The organism is Pseudomonas putida, assembly GCF_026625125.1.
GTDB classification, from domain to species: domain Bacteria; phylum Pseudomonadota; class Gammaproteobacteria; order Pseudomonadales; family Pseudomonadaceae; genus Aquipseudomonas; species Aquipseudomonas putida_X.
In genome coordinates, this window is the sequence record NZ_CP113097.1 from 2,080,948 (window position 1) to 2,104,700 (window position 23,753).

Below are 23,753 nucleotides of genomic sequence, written 5' to 3' on the forward strand. Positions count from 1 at the left end.
GTGCCTCAGTTTGTTTCTGGATGACGGGGAAGGGTGAAATGGAAGCTGGCGCCCTGGTCGACCTGACCTTGGGCCCAGACTCGGCCATCGTGACGCTCGATGATCCGGCGCACGCTGGCCAGGCCGATCCCGGTGCCCTCGAAGTCCTCCATGCGGTGTAGCCGCTGGAACACACCGAAGAGTTTGTTCGCATAGGCCATATCGAAGCCCACGCCATTATCGCGAATATAGACTTCGATTTCCTCTTCGTGCAGGTGGGCGCCGATGTCGATGCGTGCAGGCTCGCGGCCACGGGTGTATTTGATGGCGTTGGCGATCAGGTTGTGCAGCGCCAGGTTGATGAAGGCCGGGTCACCGATCACCTTGGGCAGCGGCGCCACGTTCCAGATGATCTCACGCCCTTCGTAATCGGGCGCCAGTTCCTGGCGAATGGCTTCGACCAAGGCATTGAGGTCGACATCGGACAGGCGCAGCGCCGAGCGGCCCATCTGCGAGAAATTCAGCAGGTTGTCCACCAGGCTGCCGGCGAACTGCGCGGCCTCCTCGATGTGTTTGAGAAAGCGCCGGCCGCGCTCACTGAGGCCCTGGCCTTCGATTTCGCCGAGCAGTTCGGTGTAGCCGGCGATATGGCGCAACGGTGCGCGCAGGTCGTGGGACACGCTGTAGCTGAAGGCTTCGAGCTCTTTGTTCGAGCGGCGTAGTTCATTTGCCAGCTGCGCCAGTTCTTCTGCCTTGCGCAAGACGATGCCGAGCACTGCAGTGCGCAGTTCGACCACGCCTTCGATCGTCAGCGGGTCCCACGGCTCGCAGTAGCCGCTTAACTGTTCCTGCCAGTGTTCGAAGCTGTGCCGCGGGTTCAGCGCCCCCTGCGGGCCAATCTGTTTATCGGGCCGCCCGGCCCAGTTGACCGTGCGTACCTGCTCGGGGCGGAACCACAGCAGGTAGTGCGAATGAATCTGGGAAATGGCCACCGCCAACACGCCACCGGCATGCTCGGCCAGCTCGGGCAGTTCGTCGATGTCGCGGCGCACGTTGTCACTCTGGAACACCGTCTCGTCATCGCGCTGGGCCAACCAGTGCACCAGCGCAGTGACCTGCGCCGCCGGTGGCGTCTGGCCAATTAGGTCGCAGCGCTCGGCGGAAATGACCGCCGCGCCGCTCGCCCCGGCGAACGCCAGCAGCACCTCGGGCAGCGCGCGCAGGCCCTCGCTGACGCTGTCATGGTCGGCCATCGAGGAGATCATCCGGACGATGTGCTGGCGCAGGTCGAGCAGCTTTCGGGTATTGGCGTGGGACTCACGCGATTCGATCTGCAGCGACAGCACGCTGGCCAACAGCTCGCAGGCCGTGCGGGTGCGCAGATCGACCGGGCGAGGTTGCTGGTGATGGCACGACACCAGCCCCCACAGTTGCCCATCGACCACGATCGACAGTGACATCGACGCCAGGGTGCCCATGTTGCGCATGTATTGCAGGTGCACCGGCGATACGCTGCGCAACGCGGCAAAACTCATGTCCAGCGATTGGCCTGTGCGCGGGTTGGCCGCCGGTACCAAAGGCACGGCCTGGTAATTGGCATCTTCGATCACGCGGATGCGGTTGACCCGATAAAGCTCCCGTGCCTGGCGGGGGATGTCCGAGGCCGGGAAGCATAGGCCCAGGTAGCGGGGATAGCCGGCATCGGCCACTTCAGCCAGCACCTGGCCATTACCTTCCGAATCGAAGCTGTAGGCTTTGACTCGGCCAAAACCTGTGATCTGCTTTATTTGCAGCACGGTCTGCTGCAGCAACTCTTCCAGGCTGGCGGCGTTGTTCAGGCTGCTGACAAAACTACGTACCAGTGGGTAATAGTCGCCTTCAAGGGCCTGGCCCGCGGGCTGGCGAGCGGGTTCGAACTCGGCGATCAGCACCTGGTCATGGCGATGCGTGAGCAGGCGCAGGCGGTCGCTGAAGGGCGCGCCCTGGCGCAGGTACACATCGCCGATGTAGAACGGGAAAACGTCATCCCCGGGCAAGCGCTCAAGATGGGCGCGCAGGTCGAAACTGTCGCTGACCACGTCGGCGAAGGTGCACCCCAGCAGTTCTTGGGCGGGCACGCCTAGCCAGCGGGCGACATTGTCGCTGGCCTGGAGGATACGCAGGTCCTGTTCGTCCAGCACCAGCAGAAAACCGTGGGGTTGGATGCTGCCGGGAACCTGAATGGGCTCCTGGGCACAGCGTTCCACGGCTTCGGCGAGTGCGATGTCTGTGGTCGTCAATGGATACGCTCCTGTCATGTTCGTCCATGCATGGCGCGCATGCGTCTGATGCGGGCTCGGTGGCTGCTGCGCACCGTAACAGAATGCGCAAAGGTTTGCCGGCCTATGGCCATTGGAGGCGCTGGACGGGCATGGGTTCGATGCCGCTCGGAAATTTCTTGGCCGTGACAGGGCAGCCATCTAACCCTTTGTTGTTACTACCAAAGAATGGCGGGCAGCGGCCACGGGCCAGCCACCGGCTGCTACGCTCAGACTCAGGACCTTGAAACAAGGGGCGTGTCAGTGACGGGACGCTGTGTGGTGACGCTGTGGGGCCTGCTGTTGGCTGGCAGTGCCGTAGCAGCGGACTTCCTCGTGGAGGTGCGCGTGCAGGTGCAGCGAGGCTGCATGCTGGTCAACCAGCAGCGCGAGGCGGGGGCGCAGGACCTCGGTCGGCTCGACCTGGGCACTGCCGCACGCCTGGATGGGCCGGGTACGCCCTTGAGCGCAGAGCTGCTCAACCAGCGGCCACCGCGCCTGGAATGCAATCCCGATACGCCCTACCAGGTGCGTGTCGACGGTGGCCAGCACGGTGGTGCCGGTGAACTGCGCTTCTTGGCCAGCAGCGACGCCAGGGCGCGGCCGATCCCCTACCGCCTGTACCGCGACGCGGCCTGGCGCGAGCCTGTGATCGTGGGCCAGCCCCACGCCGCGCGCGTGCCGGACAGCGGGACGGTCGAACTGCCGCTGTACGCACGTATCGACAAGCTGGCCTGGGTGCCGCACGCCGGTGTGTATGCCGACCTGCTCAAAGTCACGGTCACCTGGTAGCGAGCCAACATGCACAAGGACGTCATGCCATGAACCGTACATCCATCCTGCTGCTCAGCCTGGGCCCGCTGCTATTGCCCAGCGGCGCAGCACATGGCACGACCACCGGCTTCATCCAGGCCCGTCTGGTGATCAGCGCCGCGTGCCAGATCAGCAGTGGCGACCAGCCCCCGGCCACGCTCGGCAACCCTGGGCTGATGGACTTCGGCGAGCGTGGCCCGAACTGGGACCAGCCGCTGCGCAGCCGGGTCGACGAAGCGAACGGCGAGGGCAGCCTGCAAATCAGCTGCACGCCCCAGGTCAGGGCCTTCAACGTGCGCATCAACGGCGGCCTCAACGGTAGCGATGGCGTCCGGCGCCTCAGCAATGGCCGTGAAATGATCCCCTATCAACTGGCGCTCGACCCGGGCGGTAATAGCCGTTATGGCATCGGCCAGGCGCGTGCCTTCACCATCAGCAGCACCGAACAGATTCCCATCCCCATCTTCGGCGTAGTGGTGGCGCAACCGCGTGCGCTGCCGGCCGGGTTGTACCGCGACACGCTCAGAGTGACTTTGGACTGGTAATTCCCGCAAGGAGACCCCGATGCGAACGAACCTCACCCACTGCATGCTCGCCGGCCTTGGCCTGGCGATGGCATGCCACGCCCAGGCCGCCACGGTGACCGGGACCATCAACTCCACCCTGACCTTGACTTCGGCGTGCCAGGTCAATGGCACCACAGGCACCTCGGGGTTGAATTTCGGTACCCTCAGCTTCGGCACTCAGGAGGCGTTGTTCACCACCGCCAACGGCGAGGTGCTCGGTGGCGGCGGCGGTGCGATGAGCATCCTCTGCTCCGCAGGTACGGTGCCAGCCATCCGCGTGCGTGCGGGGGCCAACGACGGTGCCTCGACTGGCGGTACCCGGGCGCTGGCAGACGGCAACGGCAACTTCGTGCCCTACGACTTCTATACCGACACTGGGCGTACCCAACTGCTGGCCATCGACGGCACCATCACGCTGCCGACCAGCACCGGGGTTGCTCAGACCGTCAACCTCTATGGTCAGGCGCGCGGCAAGGCCGGCCTGCCAGCGGGGGTATACACCGATACGGTGGCAGTCGAGCTGTCGTTCTGAGCCGCAGCCATGCGCTATTGGCTGGGTGGCTCCCTTGCAGGCCTGGGCATCCTGTTGGCGACGCCACTGGATGCGGCGACCAGCAGCAGCTTCCAGGTCACCGCGACGATCACCGCGGGCTGCCTGGTGGTGGGCGGCGTCAGCCAGTATGGCGTGCTCGATTACGGCACCCAGTCGGCCTTGGCGACCGGGACCCTCAGCACGTCCCTGGGCGGGACCACGGTGACTTTCCAGTGCACGCCCGGCGTTAGCCTGAGCATGAGCCTGAACGGTGGGCAGAACGCGGTGAGCGGCACGCGCTACCTCAAGCGCGGCGGCGGCACGCAGCTACTGGCCTACCAACTGTACCAGGACGCGGCCTACAGCCAGAGCATCGCCGTGGGCCAGAGCGTGGCACTGAACAACAGCGACCCGACGGCGATCAAGCTGTCGGTGTATGGCCGCACGCAGCTCACCGGCCTTGTGCCGGCCGGCACTTACACCGACGTCGTGCAAGTGGCGGTGACCTGGTGAAACGACCGGGCCCCTGACAATCAATCAAGGAGAGCGGTATGCAGGCAGGCGCGAAGTGGGCGCGGGTTTTGATCGGGGCATTGCTGCTGGCGAGCTTGCCGGCGGGGGCTGCCACCTCAGTGCTGATCTGGCCGATCGACCCGGTGCTGGAGGCTGACCAGAAGGCCGGTGCGCTGTGGCTGGAGAACCGCGGCAGCGCCCCGGCGAGCCTCCAGGTACGCGTATTTGCCTGGCGACAGGGCGATAACCAGGAGCAGTTCCAGGCCCAGCGGGAAATCATCGGCAGCCCGCCGGTAGCGACCATCGCCCCCGGCCAGAAACAACTGATCCGCCTCACCCGCACCGGCAGTTCACCGGCCGGCCAGGAACAGGCCTACCGCATCATCATCGACGAAATTCCCTCGCCACTGCCCACGGACAACGCCAACCAGGGCGCCACTGCGGCCATCCGCCTGCAGATGCGCTATTCGGTGCCGTTGTTCGTCTATGGCGAAGGTTTGTGGGGCAAGCCGGATCCGCAAGGCAAGCGCAGCGCCAGCAGCGTGGGCAAGCCGCAACTGAGCTGGCGGCCGGTGACGGTGCAGGGCAAACCCTATGTGGAACTGCGCAACACCGGCCCGGTGCATGCCCGGCTGACCGATGTGGTGGTACAGCAGGGCGGCCAGGCAAGGCCACTGGCCGAGGGCCTGCTGGGGTATGTACTGCCCGGGGCCAGCATGCGCTGGCCGGCACCGGTTGCACCGAACGCCAGCGGCGTACTCAAGGGCAGGGTGAATGGCCAGGAGGTGGCCGAGGCGATCCGCCAAGGGCAATGAAGCCACTATTGAATGAATGTCAGGGGCCAGGGAGGACCCGGCAATGGTTGGAATGCGTGTGTGAAATGGCTGGCGCGGGCGACACGCCGCTGGTACCTGGGGCTGGCGCTCATCGGCCCCGGCCTGGCGGTGGCCGACGAGCTGCCGCCGCCGCCCACCGAGGCCGCCGCCATTGCCGACGCCACACTGTATCTGGACCTGCTGGTGAACCAGGTGCCCAGGGCTGAGCTGGTGCCGGTGCAGCAGCGCGCCGGAGGGCTGTTCCTCGACAGCCAGGTGTTGCGCGCTGCCGGCATCGCCCTGCCGGGCAACCCGCAAGGCGAGGTGGCCCTGGATGCCATCGCGGGCCTGCACAGCGACTACGACAGCCAGAACCAGCGCCTGCTGCTGCAAGTGCCACCGGCCTGGCTCCCGGACCAGCAGGTCGGCGACCGTAACCTGTATCCGGCCAGCGATGCACGCAGCAGTTTCGGCGCGCTGTTCAACTATGACCTGTACCTGAACGACACCGACGAGGGGGGTACTTACCTGGCAGCCTGGAATGAGCTGCGCCTGTTCGACAGTTGGGGCACATTTGCCACCACCGGCCAGTGGCGGCAGTCGTTCAACGGTGCTGCGGCCGACGACAGCCGTCAGGGCTTTTTGCGCTACGACACCACCTGGCGCTTCACCGACGAGCAGCGCCTGCTGACTTACGAAGCGGGCGACTTCGTCACCGGTGCGTTGCCCTGGACCAGTTCGGTGCGGGTGGGCGGCCTGCAACTGTCGCGTGACTTTGCCGCCCGCCCGGACCTGGTCACGTATCCGTTGCCTGCCTTCGCGGGGGAGGCGGCAGTGCCAACCTCGCTGGACTTGTTCATCAACGGCTACAAGTCCAGCACCACGGAGTTGCAGCCTGGCCCTTACACCCTGACCAACGTGCCGTTCATCAACGGTGCCGGCGAGGCGGTGGTGGTCACCACCGATGCCCTGGGGCGCCAGGTGTCCACCACGTTGCCGTTCTACGTCACCAGCAGCCTGCTGCAAAAAGGCCTGTCGGATTTCTCCATGGCCGCCGGCAGCCTGCGCCGTGACTATGCCGTGCGCGACTTCAGCTACGGGCCTGGCGTCGCCTCGGCCAGCCTGCGCCATGGCGTCAGCGATGCCTTCACCCTCGAAAGCCATGTCGAAACCGCAGAATCGTTGCTGCTTGGCGGTTTGGGCGCGAATGTGCGACTGGGCACTTTCGGCGTACTGAACGCTGCCGTAGCCCAGAGCCAGTACGACGGTGAAAAGGGCCACCAGGTCGCCCTCGGCTATCAGTACAACAGCCAGCCCTTCGGTTTCAGCTATCAGCGTTTGCAGCGCCATGATGCGTACGCCGACCTGAGCCGGGTCGACAGCCCGGACCTGCAATTGAGCCAGCGCAGCGAACAGGTCACCCTCAGCCTCAACCTGGAACGCTTCGGCAGCCTTGGCGCGGGCTACTTCGATGTGCGCGCCGGTGACGGCTCACGCACCCGCCTGATCAACCTCAGTTGGAGCAAGCCGCTGTGGGGCAACAGCAGTGTCTACCTGTCGGCCAACCGCGAGGTCGGCGACAGCCAGTGGGCGGTGCAGGCGCAATGGGTGATCCCGATCGACTTCAGCGGCACCCTGGCGGTGAGCATGGAGCGCAGCAAGGAAGGCGAGGACCTGCAGCGGGTCAACTTCAGCCGCGCGGTGCCGGTGGGCGGCGGTGTCGGCTACAACCTTGGCTACGCCACCGGAGGTGATCGTGATGCCTACCGCCAGGCGGACGCCACCTGGCGCCTGCAGTCGGTGCAATTGCAGGCCGGCGCGTATGGCAGCAGCGGTGAGATGACCCGCTGGGCCGACGCCAGCGGCTCGCTGGTGTGGATGGACGCCGGGGTGTTTGCCGCCAATCGTATCGACGATGCCTTTGTGGTGGTCAGCACCGGCGGCTATGCCGATGTGCCCGTGCGTTACGAAAATCAGGAGATCGGCCGCACCGACCGCAACGGCCACCTGCTGGTGCCGTACAGCAGCGGCTACTACCGCGGCAAGTACGAGATCGATCCCATGGATCTGCCGCCCGATGTGCTCGCGTCACAGGTGGAGCAGCGGGTCGCGGTGCGCCGTGGCAGCGGCTACTTGCTGGAATTCCCGCTCAAGCGCGTGCTGGCGGCGAGCATCGAGCTGGTCGATGGCAACCAGCAGCCGCTCAAGCTGGGCAGTACGGTCAGCCACCGTGAAAGTGGCAGCCAGGCGGTGGTGGGTTGGGACGGGCTGGTCTATCTGGAAAACCTCTCGGCGCATAACCAGCTGCAGGTCAGGTTGGAGGGAGGAGGGCAGTGTCAGGTCGAATTCGACTTGCCGCAGGCAGAAGGCTCGATCCCGTTGATCGGCCCTCTGGTGTGCCGATGAGCAAGGGGTTGCGCGGCCTGCTGATCGGCATGCTGGCGCTGCCGGCGGGGTCGGCCTGGGCGTTATGTTCGTCCGTGGCCACTGCACCAGCGGCGTTCGGCACCGTCAACTCGACCCTGGTGCGCACCGCCATCCAGAGTGCCTCCACCACCAATGCGGGTTTGCAGTGCACCGGGTCGTTGTTGTCCCTGCTAGTGAGCAGTGACCACTTCTACCTCACCATCACCTCCGCTACCAGCGGGCTGGTGGGGCCGACCGGGGATGTCATCCCCTATACGATCTATGCCAATAATACGACCAGCTACCCCATCACTCGCGGCGCCCAGTTCGATTTCGCGCGCAACGGCCTGATCGACGCCCTGGGCCTGCTCAATGGCAACTCCCCGAAGTCTGTGCCGGTGTACCTGAAGACTTCGGTTGGCGCCAACGTGGCGGCTGGCGTCTATACCGAGACGCTGAACCTTGCCTGGGTCTGGAACTACTGCTCAGGCATTGGCCTGGGCAATCTGTGCCTGGGGCGCGACACGGGTTCGGGTAACCAGACCCTCACGGTGAGCCTGACGGTGAGTAATGACTGCCAGATATCGACGCCCACCATCAGCTTTGGCAGTGCGCCGGTAGTGGCGGGGTTCGGCACGGTGAACCAGAGCGTGAACCTGTCCTGTACCAAGGGCAGCAGCTACACGGTCGGGCTGGATGACGGACAGAATGCAGCAGGCGGGCGTCGGAGGATGAAGTCTGCTGCCAACAACTACCTGGCCTACGACATCTTCAAAAGCGCGGGCGCCGTACGGTGGGGAGCCGTGGGCAGCGCGCGGCGCTCGAGCAGCGATGCCAATGTCAACCCCGGGGCGGGGACTGGCACGGGTAGCCAGGTGTTCAACTACAACGCCAAGGTCTACACCGACCAGGCGACACCGCCGGCGGCGACCTATACCGACAATGTGATACTCGATGTGCAGTTTTGACTGTGCAGGCCTTTCCGCGGGCTTGCCCCGAGAAAAGGCCTGCACTGATCAGCGCAAGTCGTCAGCCATCTTCAGCAAGGTTTCCAGCACCGCCCCTGCCAATGCCTTGGACCGCGCTCCCGACCAGCCGGTCTTCGGGTTGGGGGCATCGTCATGGTCTTTGAACGGCATCTCCAGGGTCAGCGACAGGCAGTCGTACGCCATGCCCACCGCATTGCACGCCAGTGTCGTATTGGCCTTCCCCGGCTCATCGCGGGTATAGCCATGCACGGTCTGGAAGTCAGGCGTGATGCTGCACAAGGTGCTACGGAACTGCTCCTCCAGCCTGGCCAGGCGCGTCGTATAGCCGGGGTTGCCCTCGCAGGCTGCCGTGAACACATGCGGGATTTCTTCATCCCCATGCACATCGATGAACGCATCCACCCCGTACTGCTTCATCTGCGCCTGGGCAAAGAACACCTCCGGGCTCGCTTCGACGCTGGCGTCCTGCCAGGCCCGGTTGAGGTCCTGGCCCTTGAAGTTGGTGCGCAGGTGGCCGAGAAAGGCGCCATCGGGGTTCATGTTGGGAATCAGGTACAGGTCAGCCTTGGCCAGCAATTGCTGGACGATGGCGTCATTGCTTTGCAGCCGGTCGATCACCCCCTCCATGAACCACTCGGCCATGTGCTCGCCCGGGTGCTGCTGGGCGATCAGCCAGAGCTTGCGCTTGCCTGCGGCCCCGTCGCCTGCGCGCAACAGTGGTATGTCGCGGCCTTGCACGCTACGGCCATGGGCCAGTAACTCGACACCGGGAATCTGCTGGGCACGTTCGATCAACTGGTTGTGGCGGGCACGCGGGTAGGGCTCGAAGTAGGCGAACCAGATCTGCTCTTGCGCGGCTTCCACTTCAAAGGCCAGCGCCTTGCCATCGAACTGGCTGGGCACACGGAACCAGGTTTGCTGGTCGTAGGAAGCCACGGCGTTGTAGCCGTCCCAGGCGTTCTTGTAGGAAGACTCGCTGGCGTTGTCCAAGCTGAAGCGATGAACCTGGCCGGGCGTGAGGCCGCTGACCTTAAAGTGGAACCACTGGAAGTGGCCGCTGTGGGTGTCCGGGCGAATGGCCAGGTGGACCCGGGCAGGGTTGCTGGCATCCAGTACCTGGATGTTGCCGGAATCGAAAGCGCAGTCGATTTGCAGAGGGGACAGCGTCACGGTCATTGGCGTGGCTCCTTGGGCTTTGTTGTGGGGGTACTGTACACCCCTCGTGAGGGAGGCTGTGTACAAAAACAGCACCCACGATGATTTCCTGTTGTTGAAAAGTTAATGGCTGGCTTGAGTACGCAAGTACTTGAACGCGGTCTGACGGGGGCTAATGGCGTAACGGCACGATGTCGGGCTCAAAAGTCCTACACGTTTTTGGGATATTTCATTGAGCAACTCCGCTTGTGTATCTTGCCGGTGTGGTTTCGTATATGGCCTGAAAAAGTGATGCAACGCTTCGGCGTACTGCTCAGCGCCCTGTGGTCAGAAACCGGAGTTTGTGGCGTGCCTGCTAAAACTACTGCCCTATCGATTTTGCTGGTTCTTATTAGTCTGCTGGGTGTATTCCCGCTCGATGTGATTTTGCCTTCTGTTGCGCACATGGCTGAGTATTTTGCAGTCGATACAAAACGCATTGCCTATTCGGTGAGTTTATTTGCACTGGGTGTGGCGTTATCCCAAGCGGTGATCGGCCCGCTTTCCGATTGCGTGGGAAGAAAGCGCTTGCTGATCGCGGGGCTCCTGCTGGGCATCGGGGGGGCAATCGGGTGCCTGCGCGCCGTACACTATGAGACCTTCATGGTGTTCCGCCTGTTGCAGGCCATGGGCTGTGGCTGTTTCGTACTAAGCCAAGCGCTGGTGCAGGACAGTTACAGTGGCCAACAGCGCGATGCGATGCGAATCCTTCTGACCAGTGCAAGCGGTGTCTTTATTGCGTTGTCGCCGTTGGCAGGCAGTGTGCTTCAGCACTATGGCGGGTGGAAGGCAAGTTTTCAGGTGTTTGTCATGCTGGCAACAGGGGTGCTGTTACTTTGTTTTATCTTGTTGGAGGACACTGGAGCCTCTCGTTATCGAGGCGGTTTATTGCAGGGCTATTGCCAGGTGCTGAAAGACAGAACGTTCCTTGTGTATTCGCTGTTTTCCTGTTTGGCATTTGCCTGTCATTTTTCATTTGTCGTCGTATCTCCCTTGTTATTGATGGGGCGGCTAGGGTTGACGGAGTTCGCCTTCTCCGTGGTGTTTCTGCTCTATGGGTTGGCCTACATGGTCGGCGGTGTCATTGCCAATAAGCTGAATCGAAGGCTGAGTACACAGGCGCAGATTGGTTGTGGGTTTGCCCTGATAGGCGCTGCGGGCGTTGCTCTGCACTTTGCTTTGTCAGGCGATGAACGGGTGCTGATCAAACTAGTGTTGCCCTTAACGATCTGCACCATCGGCACGACCATCGTTCGCCCGGCTGCAACCACCTATGCGCTCAGTCGGCACCCCGATCGCGCAGGGACTGCTGCCTCGGTCAGCAACACATTGCTTTTTGCGTGTGGCGGGGGCGTGAGCCTGCTGGTGGCGTCCTCAGGCGAGGTGAGTTTGGCAACGAATCTGGCGGCGAGCTTTATAGCCTCTTGCCTGTCAGGCTGGCTGCTTCTCGCTTACGTGGCCGGGCGATTCAGGCACGAGCCTTGATCTGCAGGTGGGCTGGCTTTGCCTCTGCCGTCCCTGACGGCTTATGCCCAGTAACCAAACAGCACCAGCGCCGCCACGCTCAGCCCTACTGCAATCGAGCAGCCACCCAACGAAATCGCCGCTCGGCCTTGCCGATACCAGCCATCGTGGCCCAGCTCCCGTGCTGGGGCGAGCAGGCTGCGCCAGCGCAGTTCGGTGTCGTGGAAGGCTTGCAGGTGCGTTGGATCGGCGTCCAGCCAGCGTCGAAAATCAATGCGCTCGCAGGTAGTGACCTCGGGGCTCTGCAGCCGCACGTACCATTGGCCGGCAACGCTCGCCACGGCATCACCGTGGGGCCGTGCCGTTTGCAGGGCCTGGTTCATGTGCCGTTCGATGCTCAGCAAGGGCAAATCGAGGCGCGTGGCGATGCTGGCGTAGTCCAGATGGTCCAGGCGGTTGAGCAGGAACACTTGCTGAACCCGGCGTGGCAAGCGCTTGAGCCCATGCAGCAGGGCAGCTTCGGCGTCGTGGCCAGCGGTGGGTGTTGGATGCTCAACAGGCAGCAGCAGGCGGCTCATGGTCAGCTCCTTGCTCAAGAGGGCAGGGGTGGGGGCATCTTCCGTGATGCGGAAACAGAGTAGGCGAAACGAGATTGATTCTCAAGTGCTGATTCCGCAAAGTTTTGTAATGAGCTTTCACGCCCTGAAACATTTTTGCTATCATCGCCGCCATCAACGATCTTCATTAGCCTGAAGAGCCAAAAAAAAGACCCGGCAAAAAGCCGGGTCAAAAACCGTGATTAGCCTGATGAGGAGATAATCTGAGAGCGACCTAAGCTCCAGGTTATCCAGCAGATCTCGCGATCAGCTGAGTGCAATAATAATCGTTATCATTTGCCAGTCAAATGTTTTTTCGCCTATCCGGTGAAAAAAACGGCTGAAGCACTTCCCTGTCCCGGCAATCGGGGCCTTTGCCGTTACCTGGCCATCACGTCTCTCCCTATTCCAGTTCCAGCCTATCGACCGCTCTGTACGGCTCGCTTGTGCTCCAACAGTGCCCTGGCCATGTCCATCATATGCATCAGTGCGAAGGTCAATTCGCGGTGGCTGCCTTCCTGATGGGTGGCGGTTTCGTGGGCGGTGGCGGCAGCGCAGCGCAGCAGGGCGATGGCGTGCTCCTGGGCCTGGTCTGCGGTGACGCCTTCGTGGAGTGTCCAGATCTTGTTGTCGATGCTGGGGCGCGGTGGGTTGGGGTTGAGGTAGTAGTCGAGGGCGCGGCGTGCGGCTTCGCTGTCGAGTTCTGTTTCGTCGTTTTTCGGTGGTTTCATCCTGATACCTGCATAAGCCAAGAGGGAAAAGGTCCGCACTGATCTTAATACCTAAAGTATTTGTGTGCTTTATGAGAAATAATACTGAATGTTTATTGAGCGCTAGAAGGCAGTCCGTATCGTGCCAGCGATGAATATGGATAAATGGATTGCCCTCGTCCGTGACCGGATGGAGGAGCTCGATATCTCCCAAGAGCAGCTCGCCGAACGCGTTGGGGTTTCCCAGGGCAGCGTGGGGCATTGGGTGAACAAGCGGCGCCAGCCCAAGGTCGAGTCGATGAACCGCGTCTTCGTCGAGCTGGGCATGCCCCACTACCACGTGAGCATGCAGCTGCGGGTACTGGGCCAGGTGGGTGAGGACGCTGGCCGCTATGTGCTGGATGAAGAGGATGACGATGTAGACCTGATGCACTACATCGTGTGTTTTCGTTACCCGGTGCGAGGCTGGGATGCGTTGGGTGAATCAGCGCCCGAGCAGGCCATGGTGTACGAGCAGACCGAGTATATGGCGCAAGGCAAAGCGTTCTGGCTGACGGTGGAGAACGATGCCATGAGTACGGCCAGCGGCCGTAGCGTGCCGCAAGGCATGCGCATTCTGGTGGACCCGGGGCTGGAGGCTGAGCCTGGGCGGTTGGTGATTGCGCGCCAACCTGGCAAATCGGCGATTCTCCGCGAACTGGCCGAAGAGGGCGGGCAGCGGTATCTGCGGGCGCTGAACAGCAGCTACCCGGCGTTGGTGTGTGAGGACGGATGTGAGTTTCTTGGGGTAGTCGTGCGGGCGCACGGTACCTACTAGATTGTCGGGGCTGCTGTGCAGCCCAATCGCCGGCAAGCCGGCTCCCACATGGATCGCGCCAGCTTTTAGAAGTTGGGCAGGACGGTGGCTTCCACGGGTAAAGCGCAGGCCTGAAGCACTGCGCGGTCGCGGTGGGAGCCGGCTTGCCGGCGATTGGGCCGCGAAGCGGCCCTTGCTTGCATCACTCCACCAGTTCGACCAGCACCGTCCCTTCGCTGACCATATCCCCTTCCTGGCAGAACAACGCCTTCACCGTCCCGCCGTGCGGAGCGCGAATGCTGTGCTCCATTTTCATCGCCTCCAGCACCACCAGCGCAGTCCCTGCTTCCACCGCCTGGCCAGGCTCCACCAGCACCCGCACGATGCTGCCATTCATGGGCGCACCCAGGCCGCCCTGATGGCTGTGGCTGGCTTCGGCCTCGGCGATCGGGTCGAAGGCCTCGATGGCATGCATTTCACCCTCCCAGCGCAGGTACAGCGTGCCACCTCGGCGCACCGCCAGATATCGCCGGCGCACGCCGCCTTCATCATGCCCGAGCTGTTCGTCGTCCAGCCGCCAGGCCGAGACGGCACCGTGCTCGAACGCAATCGCCTGGCGCTCACCGCCACTGCGCAGGTGCAAGCTGCTATGCGCCGGCAGGCCAAGGCGCAACCCTGAGCGCTCAGCCCACGGCGAGCCGCTGTCGTCGTCACGCTCACGGGGCGCCTGGCCCCGTAGCCAGGCTTCACCTGCGGCTTGCCAGAAGCCTGCGGGCAAAGGCTGCGGCGCCGGCAGCAGTACGTCCTGATGGCGTGGAATGAAGCCTGTATCCAGCTCGGCCGCCGCGAATGCGGGGTGGGCGAGGATGCGGCGCAGGAAGGCGATGTTGGTCTTCAACCCACCGATGGCGAACTCGTCCAGCATCGCCAGCAAGCGCAGGCGGGCCTGTTCGCGGTTTTCGCCCCAGGCGATCAGCTTGCCCAGCATAGGGTCATAGAAAGATGAGACCTCGTCCCCCTCGCTTACCCCGCTGTCCACCCGACGACCTTCGCCAGGTGCCGACTCGCGGTACAGCGTCAGGGTGCCGGTGGCCGGCAGGAAGTCGTTGGCCGGGTCTTCGGCGTAGAGGCGCACTTCGATGGCATGGCCGATCAGCGGCACCTGGGCCTGGGTAATCGGCAGTGGTTCGCCACAGGCGACGCGGATCTGCCAGGCCACCAGGTCCAGGCCGGTGATGGCTTCGGTCACCGGGTGCTCGACCTGCAGGCGGGTATTCATCTCCATGAAGAAGAACTCGCCACGGGCATCGAGCAGAAACTCAACGGTGCCGGCACCGACATAACCGATGGCCTGGGCGGCGCGCACCGCCGCTTCGCCCATGGCTTGCCGCAACTGAGGGGAAAGCCCCGGCGCCGGCGCTTCCTCGACCACCTTCTGATGGCGGCGCTGGATCGAGCAGTCGCGCTCATTCAGGTACAGGCAGTTGCCGTGCTGATCGGCGAACACCTGGATCTCCACGTGGCGGGGCTTGAGCACGTACTTTTCCACCAGCATGCGCGCGTCGCCGAACGAAGACTGCGCTTCACGCTGGGCCGAGGCGAGGGCGTCGGCCAGCTGGCTTTCGTCCTCGACCACTTTCATGCCCTTGCCGCCCCCCCCGGCGCTGGCCTTGAGCAACACCGGGTAGCCGATGCGCTCGGCAGCGGCGCGGAAGGTTTCCAGGTCCTGGGCGTCGCCGTGATAACCCGGCACCAGCGGTACGCCGGCCGCTTCCATCAGTGCCTTGGCCGCTGATTTGCTGCCCATGGCATCGATGGCGCTGGCCGGCGGGCCAAGGAAGATCAGCCCGGCGTCCTCGATGGCACGAGCAAACCCTGCGTTTTCGGACAGAAAACCATACCCCGGGTGAATGGCCTGAGCGCCGCTGGCTTTGGCCGCAGCGAGCAGTTTGTCGATCACCAGGTAGCTGTCAGCGGCCTTGCTGCCCCCCAGCTCGACACGGATATCCGCTTCGCGGCTGTGGCGGGCGTCGCGGTCGGTTGCACTGTGCACGGCCACGGTGGTCAGGCCCATGGCCTTGGCGGTACGCATCACCCGGCAGGCGATTTCGCCACGGTTGGCGACCAGCAGGGTGGTCAATGGCGTGCGGCTCATGGGCGCAGCTCCTTGTTGGGCTCGGTTTGCCAGGCGGGGCGACGTTTTTCCAGGAAGGCGCGCAGGCCCTCCTGGCCTTCGGCGCTGACCCGGATCCGGGCAATGGCGTTTTCGCAGTAGCGGCGCAGGGCAGGGCTGAGCTCACCGTCGTCGACTTCGCGCAGCAGGTCCTTGGTGGCGCGCAGCGCTTGCGGGCTGTTTTGCAGGAGGTTGTCCACCCAGGCCTGGACCTGCACTTCCAGCTCATCGGCCGGGTACACCTCTGCCAGCAGGCCCAACTCCCGGCCCCGTACGCCGCTGAATCGTTCGGCGGTCAAGGCATAACGGCGGGCGCTGCGCTCACCGATGGCCTTGACCACGAACGGGCTGATCACCGCCGGGGCCAGGCCGATACGCACTTCCGACAAGCACAGCTGGGCATCCTCGGCGCCGATGGCCATGTCGCAGCAACTGATCAACCCCAAGGCGCCGCCAAAGGCCGCGCCCTGCACCACGGCCAGGGTGGGAACCTTCAGGCGATGCAGGGCGTACATCAGTTCGCCCAGTTCACGGGCGTCATCCAGGTTGGTGTTGAAGTCCAGCTGTGCCGATTGCTGCATCCACGCCAGGTCTGCGCCGGCGCTGAAATGCCGGCCACGGCCGCGCAGCAGCATGAAGCGCAGGCTGGCGTCGTCGGCCAGTTGGCCAAGGGCGACGATCAGTTCGCGAATCATCTGTGCATTGAATGCGTTGTTCTTGTCCGCCCGGTTTAGCCACAGGGTGGCGAAGCCGCGCGGGTCGCGGATCACTTCGAGGGTGTTGAAAGCGCTCATGGGTCACATCCGGAAAATGCCGAAGCGGCTCTGTTCGATCGGTGCGTTCAGCGCGGCGGACAACGCCAGGCCAAGCACGTCGCGGGTCTGCGCCGGGTCGATGACGCCGTCGTCCCAAAGCCGGGCGCTGGAGTAGTAGGGGTGACCCTGGTGTTCGTACTGGTCGAGAATCGGCTGCTTGAGCCTGGCCTCATCCTCGGCGCTGAAGGCCTGGCCGCTGCGTTCGCTTTGCTCGCGCTTGACCTGGGCCAGCACCCCGGCGGCTTGTTCGGCCCCCATCACGCCAATCCGCGCATTGGGCCACATCCACAAAAAGCGCGGATCGTAGGCGCGGCCACACATGCCGTAGTTGCCAGCGCCAAAGCTGCCACCGATGATCACCGTGAACTTCGGCACCTGGGCGCAGGCCACCGCAGTGACCAGCTTGGCGCCGTGCTTGGCGATGCCGCCTTCTTCGTACTTCTTGCCGACCATGAAGCCGGTGATGTTCTGCAAAAAGAGCAGTGGGATGCCGCGTTGGCAGGCCAGTTCGATGAAGTGCGCGCCCTTTTGCGCGGCTTCGGCGAACAGGATCCCGTTGTTGGCCAGGATCGCCACCGGGTAGCCGTGCAGGTGGGCGAAGCCGCACACCAGCGTGGTGCCGAACAGCGCTTTGAATTCATCGAAAACCGACCCGTCGACCAGGCGCGCGATCACCTCGCGCACATCGAACGGTTGCTTGGCGTCGGCCGGCACCACGCCGTACAGCTCCTGGGCGGCATACAGCGGCGCAGCCGGCGCCTGGCGTTGCAGCGTGCCGAGCTTGTGCCAGTTGAGGTTGGCCACGCTGCGCCGGGCCAACGCCAAGGCGTGTTCATCATTGTCGGCATAGTGGTCGGCCACGCCACTGGTGCGGCAGTGCACATCGGCACCGCCGAGGTCTTCGGCGCTGACCACCTCGCCCGTAGCGGCTTTCACCAGGGGCGGGCCTGCCAGGAAGATGGTCGCCTGCTGGCGGACCATGATCGCCTCGTCGGCCATGGCTGGCACATAGGCCCCACCTGCCGTGCACGACCCCATGACCACGGCGATCTGTGGGATGCCCTGGGCGCTCATGTTGGCCTGGTTGAAGAAGATCCGCCCAAAATGTTCGCGGTCTGGGAACACCTCATCCTGCCGCGGCAGGTTGGCGCCGCCGGAATCCACCAGGTAGATGCAGGGCAGGCGGTTCTGCAAGGCAATGGTCTGCGCGCGCAGGTGTTTCTTCACCGTCAGCGGGTAATACGAGCCGCCTTTAACCGTGGCATCGTTGGCCACGATCATGCATTCCACGCCCTCGATGCGGCCGATGCCGGCGATGACGCCGGCTGCCGGCACATCTTCGCCGTACACCTCGTAGGCGGCCAACTGGCCGATTTCAAGGAAGGGCGAGCCGGGGTCCAGCAGGCGGTCGATGCGCTCGCGCGGCAGCAGTTTGCCACGGGAGGTGTGCCGCTCCTGGGCCTTGGGCCCGCCGCCTTGTGCAATGTGGGTGAGCAGGCCGCGCAGGGCCTGGACCTGTTCGAGCATGGCCGCGCTGTTGTCGGCGAATTGCGCCGAACGCGGGTTGATCTGGGTGTGCAAGGTAGCCATGTGTGCCCGTCCCTTGTGCTCAGCGGGTTTCGTTGAACAGTTCGCGGCCGATCAGCATCCGGCGGATTTCACTGGTGCCGGCGCCGATCTCGTACAGCTTGGCATCACGCAGCAAGCGGCCCGCCGGGAATTCATTGATGTAGCCATTGCCACCGAGAATCTGGATCGCTTCCAGGGCCATCTGCGTGGCGCGCTCTGCGGTGTAGAGGATGACCCCGGCGGCGTCCTTGCGGGTGGTCTCGCCACGGTCGCAGGCCTGGGCCACGGCGTACAGGTAGGCGCGGCTGGCGTTGAGCTGGGTGTACATGTCGGCGATCTTGCCCTGGATCAACTGGAACTCGCCGATGCTCTGGCCGAACTGCTTGCGGTCGTGAATGTAGGGCACCACCAGGTCCATGCAGCTTTGCATGATGCCGGTGGGGCCGCCGGAGAGCACCACGCGCTCGTAGTCCAGGCCGCTCATCAGCACGCGCACGCCGCCGTTGAGCTGGCCGAGGATGTTTTCTTCCGGTACCTCGACGTCATCGAAGAACAGCTCGCAGGTGTTGGAGCCACGCATGCCCAGCTTGTCGAACTTGTTGCTGCGACTGAAGCCTTGCCAGTCGCGCTCGACGATGAAAGCCGTGATGCCGTGCGCGCCCTTGTCCAGGTCGGTCTTGGCGTAGATCACATAGGTGTTGGCATCCGGGCCGTTGGTGATCCAGGTCTTGCTGCCATTGAGCACGTAGCGGTCGCCGCGCTTCTCGGCGCGCAGTTTCATCGACACCACGTCGGAACCGGCATTCGGCTCGCTCATGGCCAGCGCGCCGATGTGTTCACCGCTGATCAGTTTGGGCAGGTACTTCTGCTTCTGCGCGTGGCTGCCGTTGCGGTTGATCTGGTTGACACAGAGGTTGGAGTGGGCGCCGTAGGACAGCGCTACAGAAGCCGAGCCACGGCTGATTTCTTCCATCGACACCACATGGGCCAGGTAGCCCAGGCCGGCGCCGCCGTATTCTTCCGGCACTGTGATGCCAAGCAGGCCCATGTCGCCAAACTTGCGCCACATGTCGGCGGGGAACAGGTTGTCTTGGTCGATCTGTGCGGCGCGTGGCGCCAGCTCGGCGGCAACGAAGGTACGCACCTGGTCACGGAGCATGTCGATGGTTTCGCCCAGGGCGAAGTTCAGGGAGGGGTAATGCATGGGCCACCTTCTTGTTCTTGAAATTAGGAAACACCGTAGCTCACCAAGCGTCAGCCATTGGCAATCAGCGCTGTGTCGTTTTCACCTTTACGTTAACGTAAACCTGCCCCTCGACACTGTCAATCCGTTCGTCACCTTTACGTAAACGTAAATCTGCGCCACAGTAATTGTCGCTGCTTGAGCCGTGCCCAGAACAACCACAAGAAGGGACACCCATGAGTCAAACCAGCTACACCCAAGGTCGTCAGAACCCAGCCTTGCTGACCCAGACCATTGGCCAGGCCTTCGATGCGACCGTGGCCCGTTACGCCGATGGCGAAGCCTTGGTGGTGCGCCACCAAGGCCTGCGTTTCACTTGGCAGCAGTTGGCCGAGCAGGTCGATGTCCATGCCCGGGCGTTGATGGCCCTGGGGCTGGACCGGGGCGACCGGATCGGCATCTGGTCTCCCAACTGCGCCCAGTGGTGCATCTTGCAACTGGCCAGCGCCAAGGTCGGCGCGATTCTGGTCAACATCAACCCGGCCTACCGGGTGGGCGAGCTGGAGTATGTGCTGCGTCAGTCTGGCTGCCGCTGGCTGGTGTGCGCCGACGCCTTCAAGACCTCTGACTATCACGCCATGGTTCGGCAGCTGCTGCCGGAACTGGCGCTGGTGGCGCCCGGTGACCTGGCCAGCGAGCGCCTGCCCGAGCTGCGCGGGGTGATAAGCCTGGCCGGCAACCCGCCACCATGTTTTCTGCCATGGCCTGCGCTGCCAGGGCGGGCAGCGCAGACGGCCCCTGAGGCTTATCAGGCGCGCCAGCGCGGGCTGCAGTTCGACCAGGCGGTGAACATCCAGTACACCTCCGGCACCACCGGCGCCCCCAAAGGGGCCACGCTCAGCCATTACAACATCCTGAACAACGGCTTCATGGTCGGGGAAAGCCTGGGCTTGACCCCTGCCGACCGTATGGTGATCCCGGTGCCGCTGTACCACTGCTTCGGCATGGTCATGGCCAACCTCGGTTGCATCACCCATGGCAGCGCGATGATCTACCCCAGCGACGCCTTCGATGCCGAGCTCACCTTGCGTGCGGTGGCCGAGGAGCACGCCAGCATCCTCTATGGCGTGCCGACCATGTTCATCGCCATGCTCGACCACCCGTCGCGCCCGCAGCTGGACCTTTCGACCCTGCGCAGCGGCATCATGGCTGGGGCCACCTGCCCGATCGAGGTCATGCGCCGGGTCATCGAGCAGCTGCACATGGCCCAGGTGCAGATTGCCTATGGCATGACCGAAACCAGCCCGGTGTCTCTGCAGACCGGCCCCGACGATGATCTGGAATTGCGCGTGACCACGGTTGGCCGCACCCAGCCTCACCTGGAAACCAAACTGGTGGATGCCGATGGCTGCACCGTGCCCAGGGGTGAAATCGGCGAATTGTGCACACGGGGTTACAGCGTGATGCTGGGTTACTGGGGCAACCCGCAGGCCACGGCAGATGCCATAGATCCCGAAGGGTGGATGCACTCGGGCGATCTGGCAGTCATGGACCAAGACGGCCATGTGCGCATCGTCGGGCGCAACAAGGACATGATCATTCGCGGTGGCGAAAATATTTATCCGCGCGAGCTTGAGGAGTTCCTCTATACCCATCCCGCAGTGGCAGACGCCCAGGTGATCGGCATCCCGTGCGATAGGTATGGCGAAGAAGTGGTGGCCTGGATCAAGTTGCATCCCGGCCATAGCGCAACGGGTGAAGAACTGCACGGCTGGTGCAAGGCACGCATCGCCCATTACAAGGTGCCGCGGCACTTTTGCTTCGTCGACGAGTTTCCAATGACGGTGACCGGCAAGGTGCAGAAGTTCAGGATGCGCGAAATCAGCGCAGCCACGCTTTCAGCCGAAAAGGCGCAGTGATGGAGCATGGGTGCTGGCCGCGCCCGTGATAGGGCGAGCAGCACCCATGCACGTGCATCGCTTTCCCTCGTCTATCCTTTAAGCCTTCACCGGTGGCTCCTGGCTCGGCGGGTCGCCGACAGTCGGCGGTTCGGTCGGCTTGACCGGCGTCTCGTCCGGGGCCTCTTCCGGCACGGGCGGCGGCAGGCTCGGGTCGTCGATATTGGGGTCGGGTGTCTCTGGTGGAATGGGAATGTTCATGGCCTGACCTCGCAGGGTGAATGAGAGGGTGGTGCAGGCTTTGATGCGTGGCTGCGCCGTTTTGCTCAATTTTTTTGAACCCCCTGCGTGGACGATGGCTCTGAACCCTTACCGCCAATGCCAACAGGGAGCCAGGACCGATGTCGCGCAACGAGCCCTTCGCAAGCGTACCGATGGCGAACGATCACCCCGACCAGGCCATCAGCCTGTCCCAGGCGCTGCTGGCGCCGCGCATCGTGATCGAGGATACCCAGCCCGCACTCGACGGTGGCGCGTTTGCCACCAAGGCCATCAGCGGCCAGCCGGTTGCGGTCAGCAGCAAGGTGTACAGCGACGGCCACGATCGCCTGGCCGTGATGCTCAACTGGCGGCAGGCCAATAGTCGGCGATGGCACTGCGTGCCGATGCATTCGCCAGGCAACGACCTCTGGTTGGCCGAGTTCACACCCACCGACCTGGGCCCGCACCTTTTCAGCATCGAGGCCTGGATCGACCCGTTCGCCACCTATTGCCACGACCTTGAGAAGAAGTTCCACGCAGGCGTCGAGGTCAAGCTGGAGCTGGAGGAAGGTCGCTTGCTGCTTGGCAAAGGCGCAGAGCGCAGTGAGGGCGAGTTGCGTGAGCAGATCGAGGCGCTGCAGGCGCAACTGCCCACGCTGGCACAGGCCGACCAGGTGGCGCTGCTGCTGGGGGAGCAGGCGTCGCGCCTGATGAGCGAGGCCGAGCACCGCAGCTACCTCACCTGCAGCCGTGAGTTCCCGGTGGATGTCGACCGCCCGGCTGCGCAGTTCGCCAGCTGGTACGAGTTGTTCCCCCGCTCGATCACCGACAGCCCCGAGCGCCACGGCACCTTCAACGATGTGCACGCGCGTTTGCCGATGATTCGCGACATGGGCTTTGACGTGCTGTATTTCCCGCCCATCCATCCGATCGGCAAGCAGCACCGCAAGGGCCGCAATAACGCCTTGAAGGCTGAGCCCAACGACCCGGGCAGCCCCTACGCCATCGGCAGCCCCGAAGGCGGGCACGATGCCATTCACCCGCAGCTGGGCACCCGAGAAGACTTCCGCCGCCTGGTGGCTGCCGCCGCCGAGCACGGGCTGGAGATCGCCCTGGACTTCGCCATCCAGTGCTCCCAGGACCACCCGTGGCTCAAGGAACATCCCGGCTGGTTCAGCTGGCGCCCCGACGGCACCATCCGGTATGCCGAGAACCCGCCGAAGAAGTACCAGGACATCGTCAACGTGGACTTCTACGCCGCTGACGCCGTGCCGTCGCTGTGGCTTGCCCTGCGTGATGTGGTGGTGGGCTGGGTGGAGGAGGGGGTGAGAACCTTCCGCGTCGACAACCCACACACCAAACCGCTGCCGTTCTGGCAATGGTTGATCGCCAATGTGCGCAGCCAGTATCCGGACGTGATCTTCCTCGCCGAGGCGTTCACCAAGCCTGCGATGATGGCGCGCCTGGGCAAGGTCGGTTACGCCCAGAGTTACACCTATTTCACCTGGCGCAACACCAAGCAGGAGCTGCGCGAGTATTTCGAGCAGCTCAATCAGCCGCCCTGGAGCCTGTGCTACCGGCCCAACTTCTTCGTCAACACGCCGGACATCAACCCGTTCTTCCTGCACACCAGCGGGCGTGCCGGCTTTTTGATCCGCGCCGCCCTGGCGACCATGGGCTCGGGGCTGTGGGGCATGTACTCGGGCTTCGAGCTGTGCGAAGGCACCCCTCTGCCGGGCAAGGAAGAATACCTGGACTCGGAGAAGTACGAGATCCGCCCCCGCGACTTCACCCAGCCCGGCAACATCATTGCCGAAATTGCTCAACTCAATCGCATCCGCCGGCAGAACCGTGCCCTGCAGACGCACCTGGGGGTGGCGTTCTTCAACTGTTGGAACGACAACATCCTGTACTTCGCCAAGCGCACGCCGGAGCGCGACAACTACATCCTGATAGCGGTCAGCCTCGACCCGCACAACGCCCAGGAGGCCAGCTTCGAATTGCCGTTGTGGGAACTGGGGCTGGACGATGACGCTGACACCTTGGGCGAAGACCTGATGAACGGCCACCGCTGGACCTGGCATGGCAAGACCCAATGGATGCGCATTGAGCCATGGCATCAGCCATTCGGTATCTGGCGCATCGAGAAGGCCCGCTAAGCCGCTTGGGCGGCGCTGAACCTGC

General features: G+C 63.6%; 20 protein-coding genes. 11 read left to right on the forward strand and 9 right to left on the reverse strand.

Translation table 11 applies throughout. The annotated features are described in order from the left end of the window. Positions 1–5 precede the first annotated feature (5 nt). The gene (locus OSW16_RS09510; protein ID WP_267822550.1) at positions 6–2,276 is read right to left on the reverse strand and encodes an ATP-binding protein; all 2,271 of its coding nucleotides are present in this window, start codon (positions 2,274–2,276) and stop codon (positions 6–8) included. 264 nt (positions 2,277–2,540) lie between these two features. Between OSW16_RS09510 and OSW16_RS09515 the strand changes: the two genes are divergently transcribed. The 7 genes from OSW16_RS09515 to OSW16_RS09545 are packed head-to-tail and all read left to right on the forward strand — an operon-like array spanning position 2,541 to position 8,889. Beyond that, positions 2,541–3,068: a spore coat U domain-containing protein gene (locus tag OSW16_RS09515; RefSeq protein WP_267822552.1), complete on the forward strand. Its 528-nt coding sequence runs from the start codon at positions 2,541–2,543 to the stop codon at positions 3,066–3,068. A 29-nt stretch (positions 3,069–3,097) separates the two neighbouring features. Beyond that, positions 3,098–3,634 (forward strand): spore coat U domain-containing protein, encoded by a 537-nt coding sequence (locus OSW16_RS09520; RefSeq protein WP_267822554.1) that lies wholly within the window; start codon positions 3,098–3,100, stop codon positions 3,632–3,634. Positions 3,635–3,653: 19 nt separating this feature from the next. After that, positions 3,654–4,187: a spore coat U domain-containing protein gene (locus OSW16_RS09525; RefSeq protein ID WP_241803278.1), complete on the forward strand. Its 534-nt coding sequence runs from the start codon at positions 3,654–3,656 to the stop codon at positions 4,185–4,187. Between the two features lie 9 nt (positions 4,188–4,196). Next, positions 4,197–4,700 carry a spore coat U domain-containing protein gene (locus OSW16_RS09530; RefSeq protein ID WP_267822557.1) on the forward strand — a complete coding sequence of 168 codons (504 nt, stop codon included), beginning with the start codon at positions 4,197–4,199 and terminating at the stop codon, positions 4,698–4,700. 38 nt (positions 4,701–4,738) lie between these two features. Continuing rightward, positions 4,739–5,515: a molecular chaperone gene (locus tag OSW16_RS09535; RefSeq protein WP_267822559.1), complete on the forward strand. Its 777-nt coding sequence runs from the start codon at positions 4,739–4,741 to the stop codon at positions 5,513–5,515. A 60-nt stretch (positions 5,516–5,575) separates the two neighbouring features. Then, a complete protein-coding gene (locus OSW16_RS09540; protein WP_267822561.1) occupies positions 5,576–7,921 on the forward strand; it encodes a fimbria/pilus outer membrane usher protein in 2,346 nt (781 codons plus the stop codon). After that, a complete protein-coding gene (locus tag OSW16_RS09545) occupies positions 7,918–8,889 on the forward strand; it encodes a spore coat U domain-containing protein (protein WP_241803282.1) in 972 nt (323 codons plus the stop codon). Before OSW16_RS09540 ends, OSW16_RS09545 begins: the two co-directional genes overlap by 4 nt. A gap of 48 nt (positions 8,890–8,937) precedes the next feature. Here the strand turns inward: OSW16_RS09545 and OSW16_RS09550 are convergent, their stop codons facing one another. Further along, a complete protein-coding gene (locus OSW16_RS09550) occupies positions 8,938–10,086 on the reverse strand; it encodes a M14 family metallopeptidase (protein WP_267822564.1) in 1,149 nt (382 codons plus the stop codon). 270 nt (positions 10,087–10,356) lie between these two features. Here OSW16_RS09550 and OSW16_RS09555 point away from each other — a divergent pair, with 270 nt between their 5' ends. Then, positions 10,357–11,589, forward strand: a complete 1,233-nt coding sequence (locus tag OSW16_RS09555) for an MFS transporter (RefSeq protein ID WP_267822566.1) — start codon at positions 10,357–10,359, stop codon at positions 11,587–11,589. A 41-nt stretch (positions 11,590–11,630) separates the two neighbouring features. Here the strand turns inward: OSW16_RS09555 and OSW16_RS09560 are convergent, their stop codons facing one another. Together OSW16_RS09560 and OSW16_RS09565 are read right to left on the reverse strand one after the other, a co-directional pair. Beyond that, entirely contained in the window at positions 11,631–12,146 is a 516-nt protein-coding gene (locus OSW16_RS09560; RefSeq protein WP_267822568.1) for a DUF4880 domain-containing protein, read from the reverse strand. A gap of 437 nt (positions 12,147–12,583) precedes the next feature. Then, entirely contained in the window at positions 12,584–12,895 is a 312-nt protein-coding gene (locus OSW16_RS09565) for a DUF6124 family protein (protein ID WP_241803286.1), read from the reverse strand. Positions 12,896–13,025: 130 nt separating this feature from the next. Here OSW16_RS09565 and OSW16_RS09570 point away from each other — a divergent pair, with 130 nt between their 5' ends. After that, positions 13,026–13,691, forward strand: a complete 666-nt coding sequence (locus OSW16_RS09570) for a LexA family transcriptional regulator (RefSeq protein WP_241803287.1) — start codon at positions 13,026–13,028, stop codon at positions 13,689–13,691. Between the two features lie 181 nt (positions 13,692–13,872). Here the strand turns inward: OSW16_RS09570 and OSW16_RS09575 are convergent, their stop codons facing one another. Genes OSW16_RS09575 through OSW16_RS09590 form a run of 4 tightly spaced genes read right to left on the reverse strand, consistent with a single transcriptional unit; the run spans position 13,873 to position 19,431 of the window. Then, positions 13,873–15,825, reverse strand: coding sequence for an acetyl/propionyl/methylcrotonyl-CoA carboxylase subunit alpha (locus OSW16_RS09575; protein WP_267822571.1), 1,953 nt, complete (start codon positions 15,823–15,825; stop codon positions 13,873–13,875). Next, positions 15,822–16,637, reverse strand: a complete 816-nt coding sequence (locus OSW16_RS09580; protein ID WP_267822572.1) for a gamma-carboxygeranoyl-CoA hydratase — start codon at positions 16,635–16,637, stop codon at positions 15,822–15,824. The genes OSW16_RS09575 and OSW16_RS09580 overlap by 4 nt, the downstream gene beginning before the upstream one ends. 3 nt (positions 16,638–16,640) lie before the next feature. Then, positions 16,641–18,248 (reverse strand): carboxyl transferase domain-containing protein, encoded by a 1,608-nt coding sequence (locus OSW16_RS09585; protein WP_267822574.1) that lies wholly within the window; start codon positions 18,246–18,248, stop codon positions 16,641–16,643. A gap of 19 nt (positions 18,249–18,267) precedes the next feature. After that, the gene (locus tag OSW16_RS09590) at positions 18,268–19,431 is read right to left on the reverse strand and encodes an isovaleryl-CoA dehydrogenase (RefSeq protein ID WP_267822576.1); all 1,164 of its coding nucleotides are present in this window, start codon (positions 19,429–19,431) and stop codon (positions 18,268–18,270) included. Positions 19,432–19,646: 215 nt separating this feature from the next. On the opposite strand from OSW16_RS09590, the gene OSW16_RS09595 reads away from it, so the two are divergent. After that, positions 19,647–21,329: an AMP-binding protein gene (locus OSW16_RS09595; protein ID WP_267822578.1), complete on the forward strand. Its 1,683-nt coding sequence runs from the start codon at positions 19,647–19,649 to the stop codon at positions 21,327–21,329. A gap of 78 nt (positions 21,330–21,407) precedes the next feature. Here OSW16_RS09595 and OSW16_RS09600 read toward each other — a convergent pair whose 3' ends face one another. Continuing rightward, entirely contained in the window at positions 21,408–21,638 is a 231-nt protein-coding gene (locus OSW16_RS09600) for a hypothetical protein (protein WP_241803408.1), read from the reverse strand. Positions 21,639–21,709: 71 nt separating this feature from the next. On the opposite strand from OSW16_RS09600, the gene OSW16_RS09605 reads away from it, so the two are divergent. After that, the gene (locus OSW16_RS09605) at positions 21,710–23,728 is read left to right on the forward strand and encodes an alpha-1,4-glucan--maltose-1-phosphate maltosyltransferase (RefSeq protein WP_267822579.1); all 2,019 of its coding nucleotides are present in this window, start codon (positions 21,710–21,712) and stop codon (positions 23,726–23,728) included. Positions 23,729–23,753: the final 25 nt, after the last annotated feature.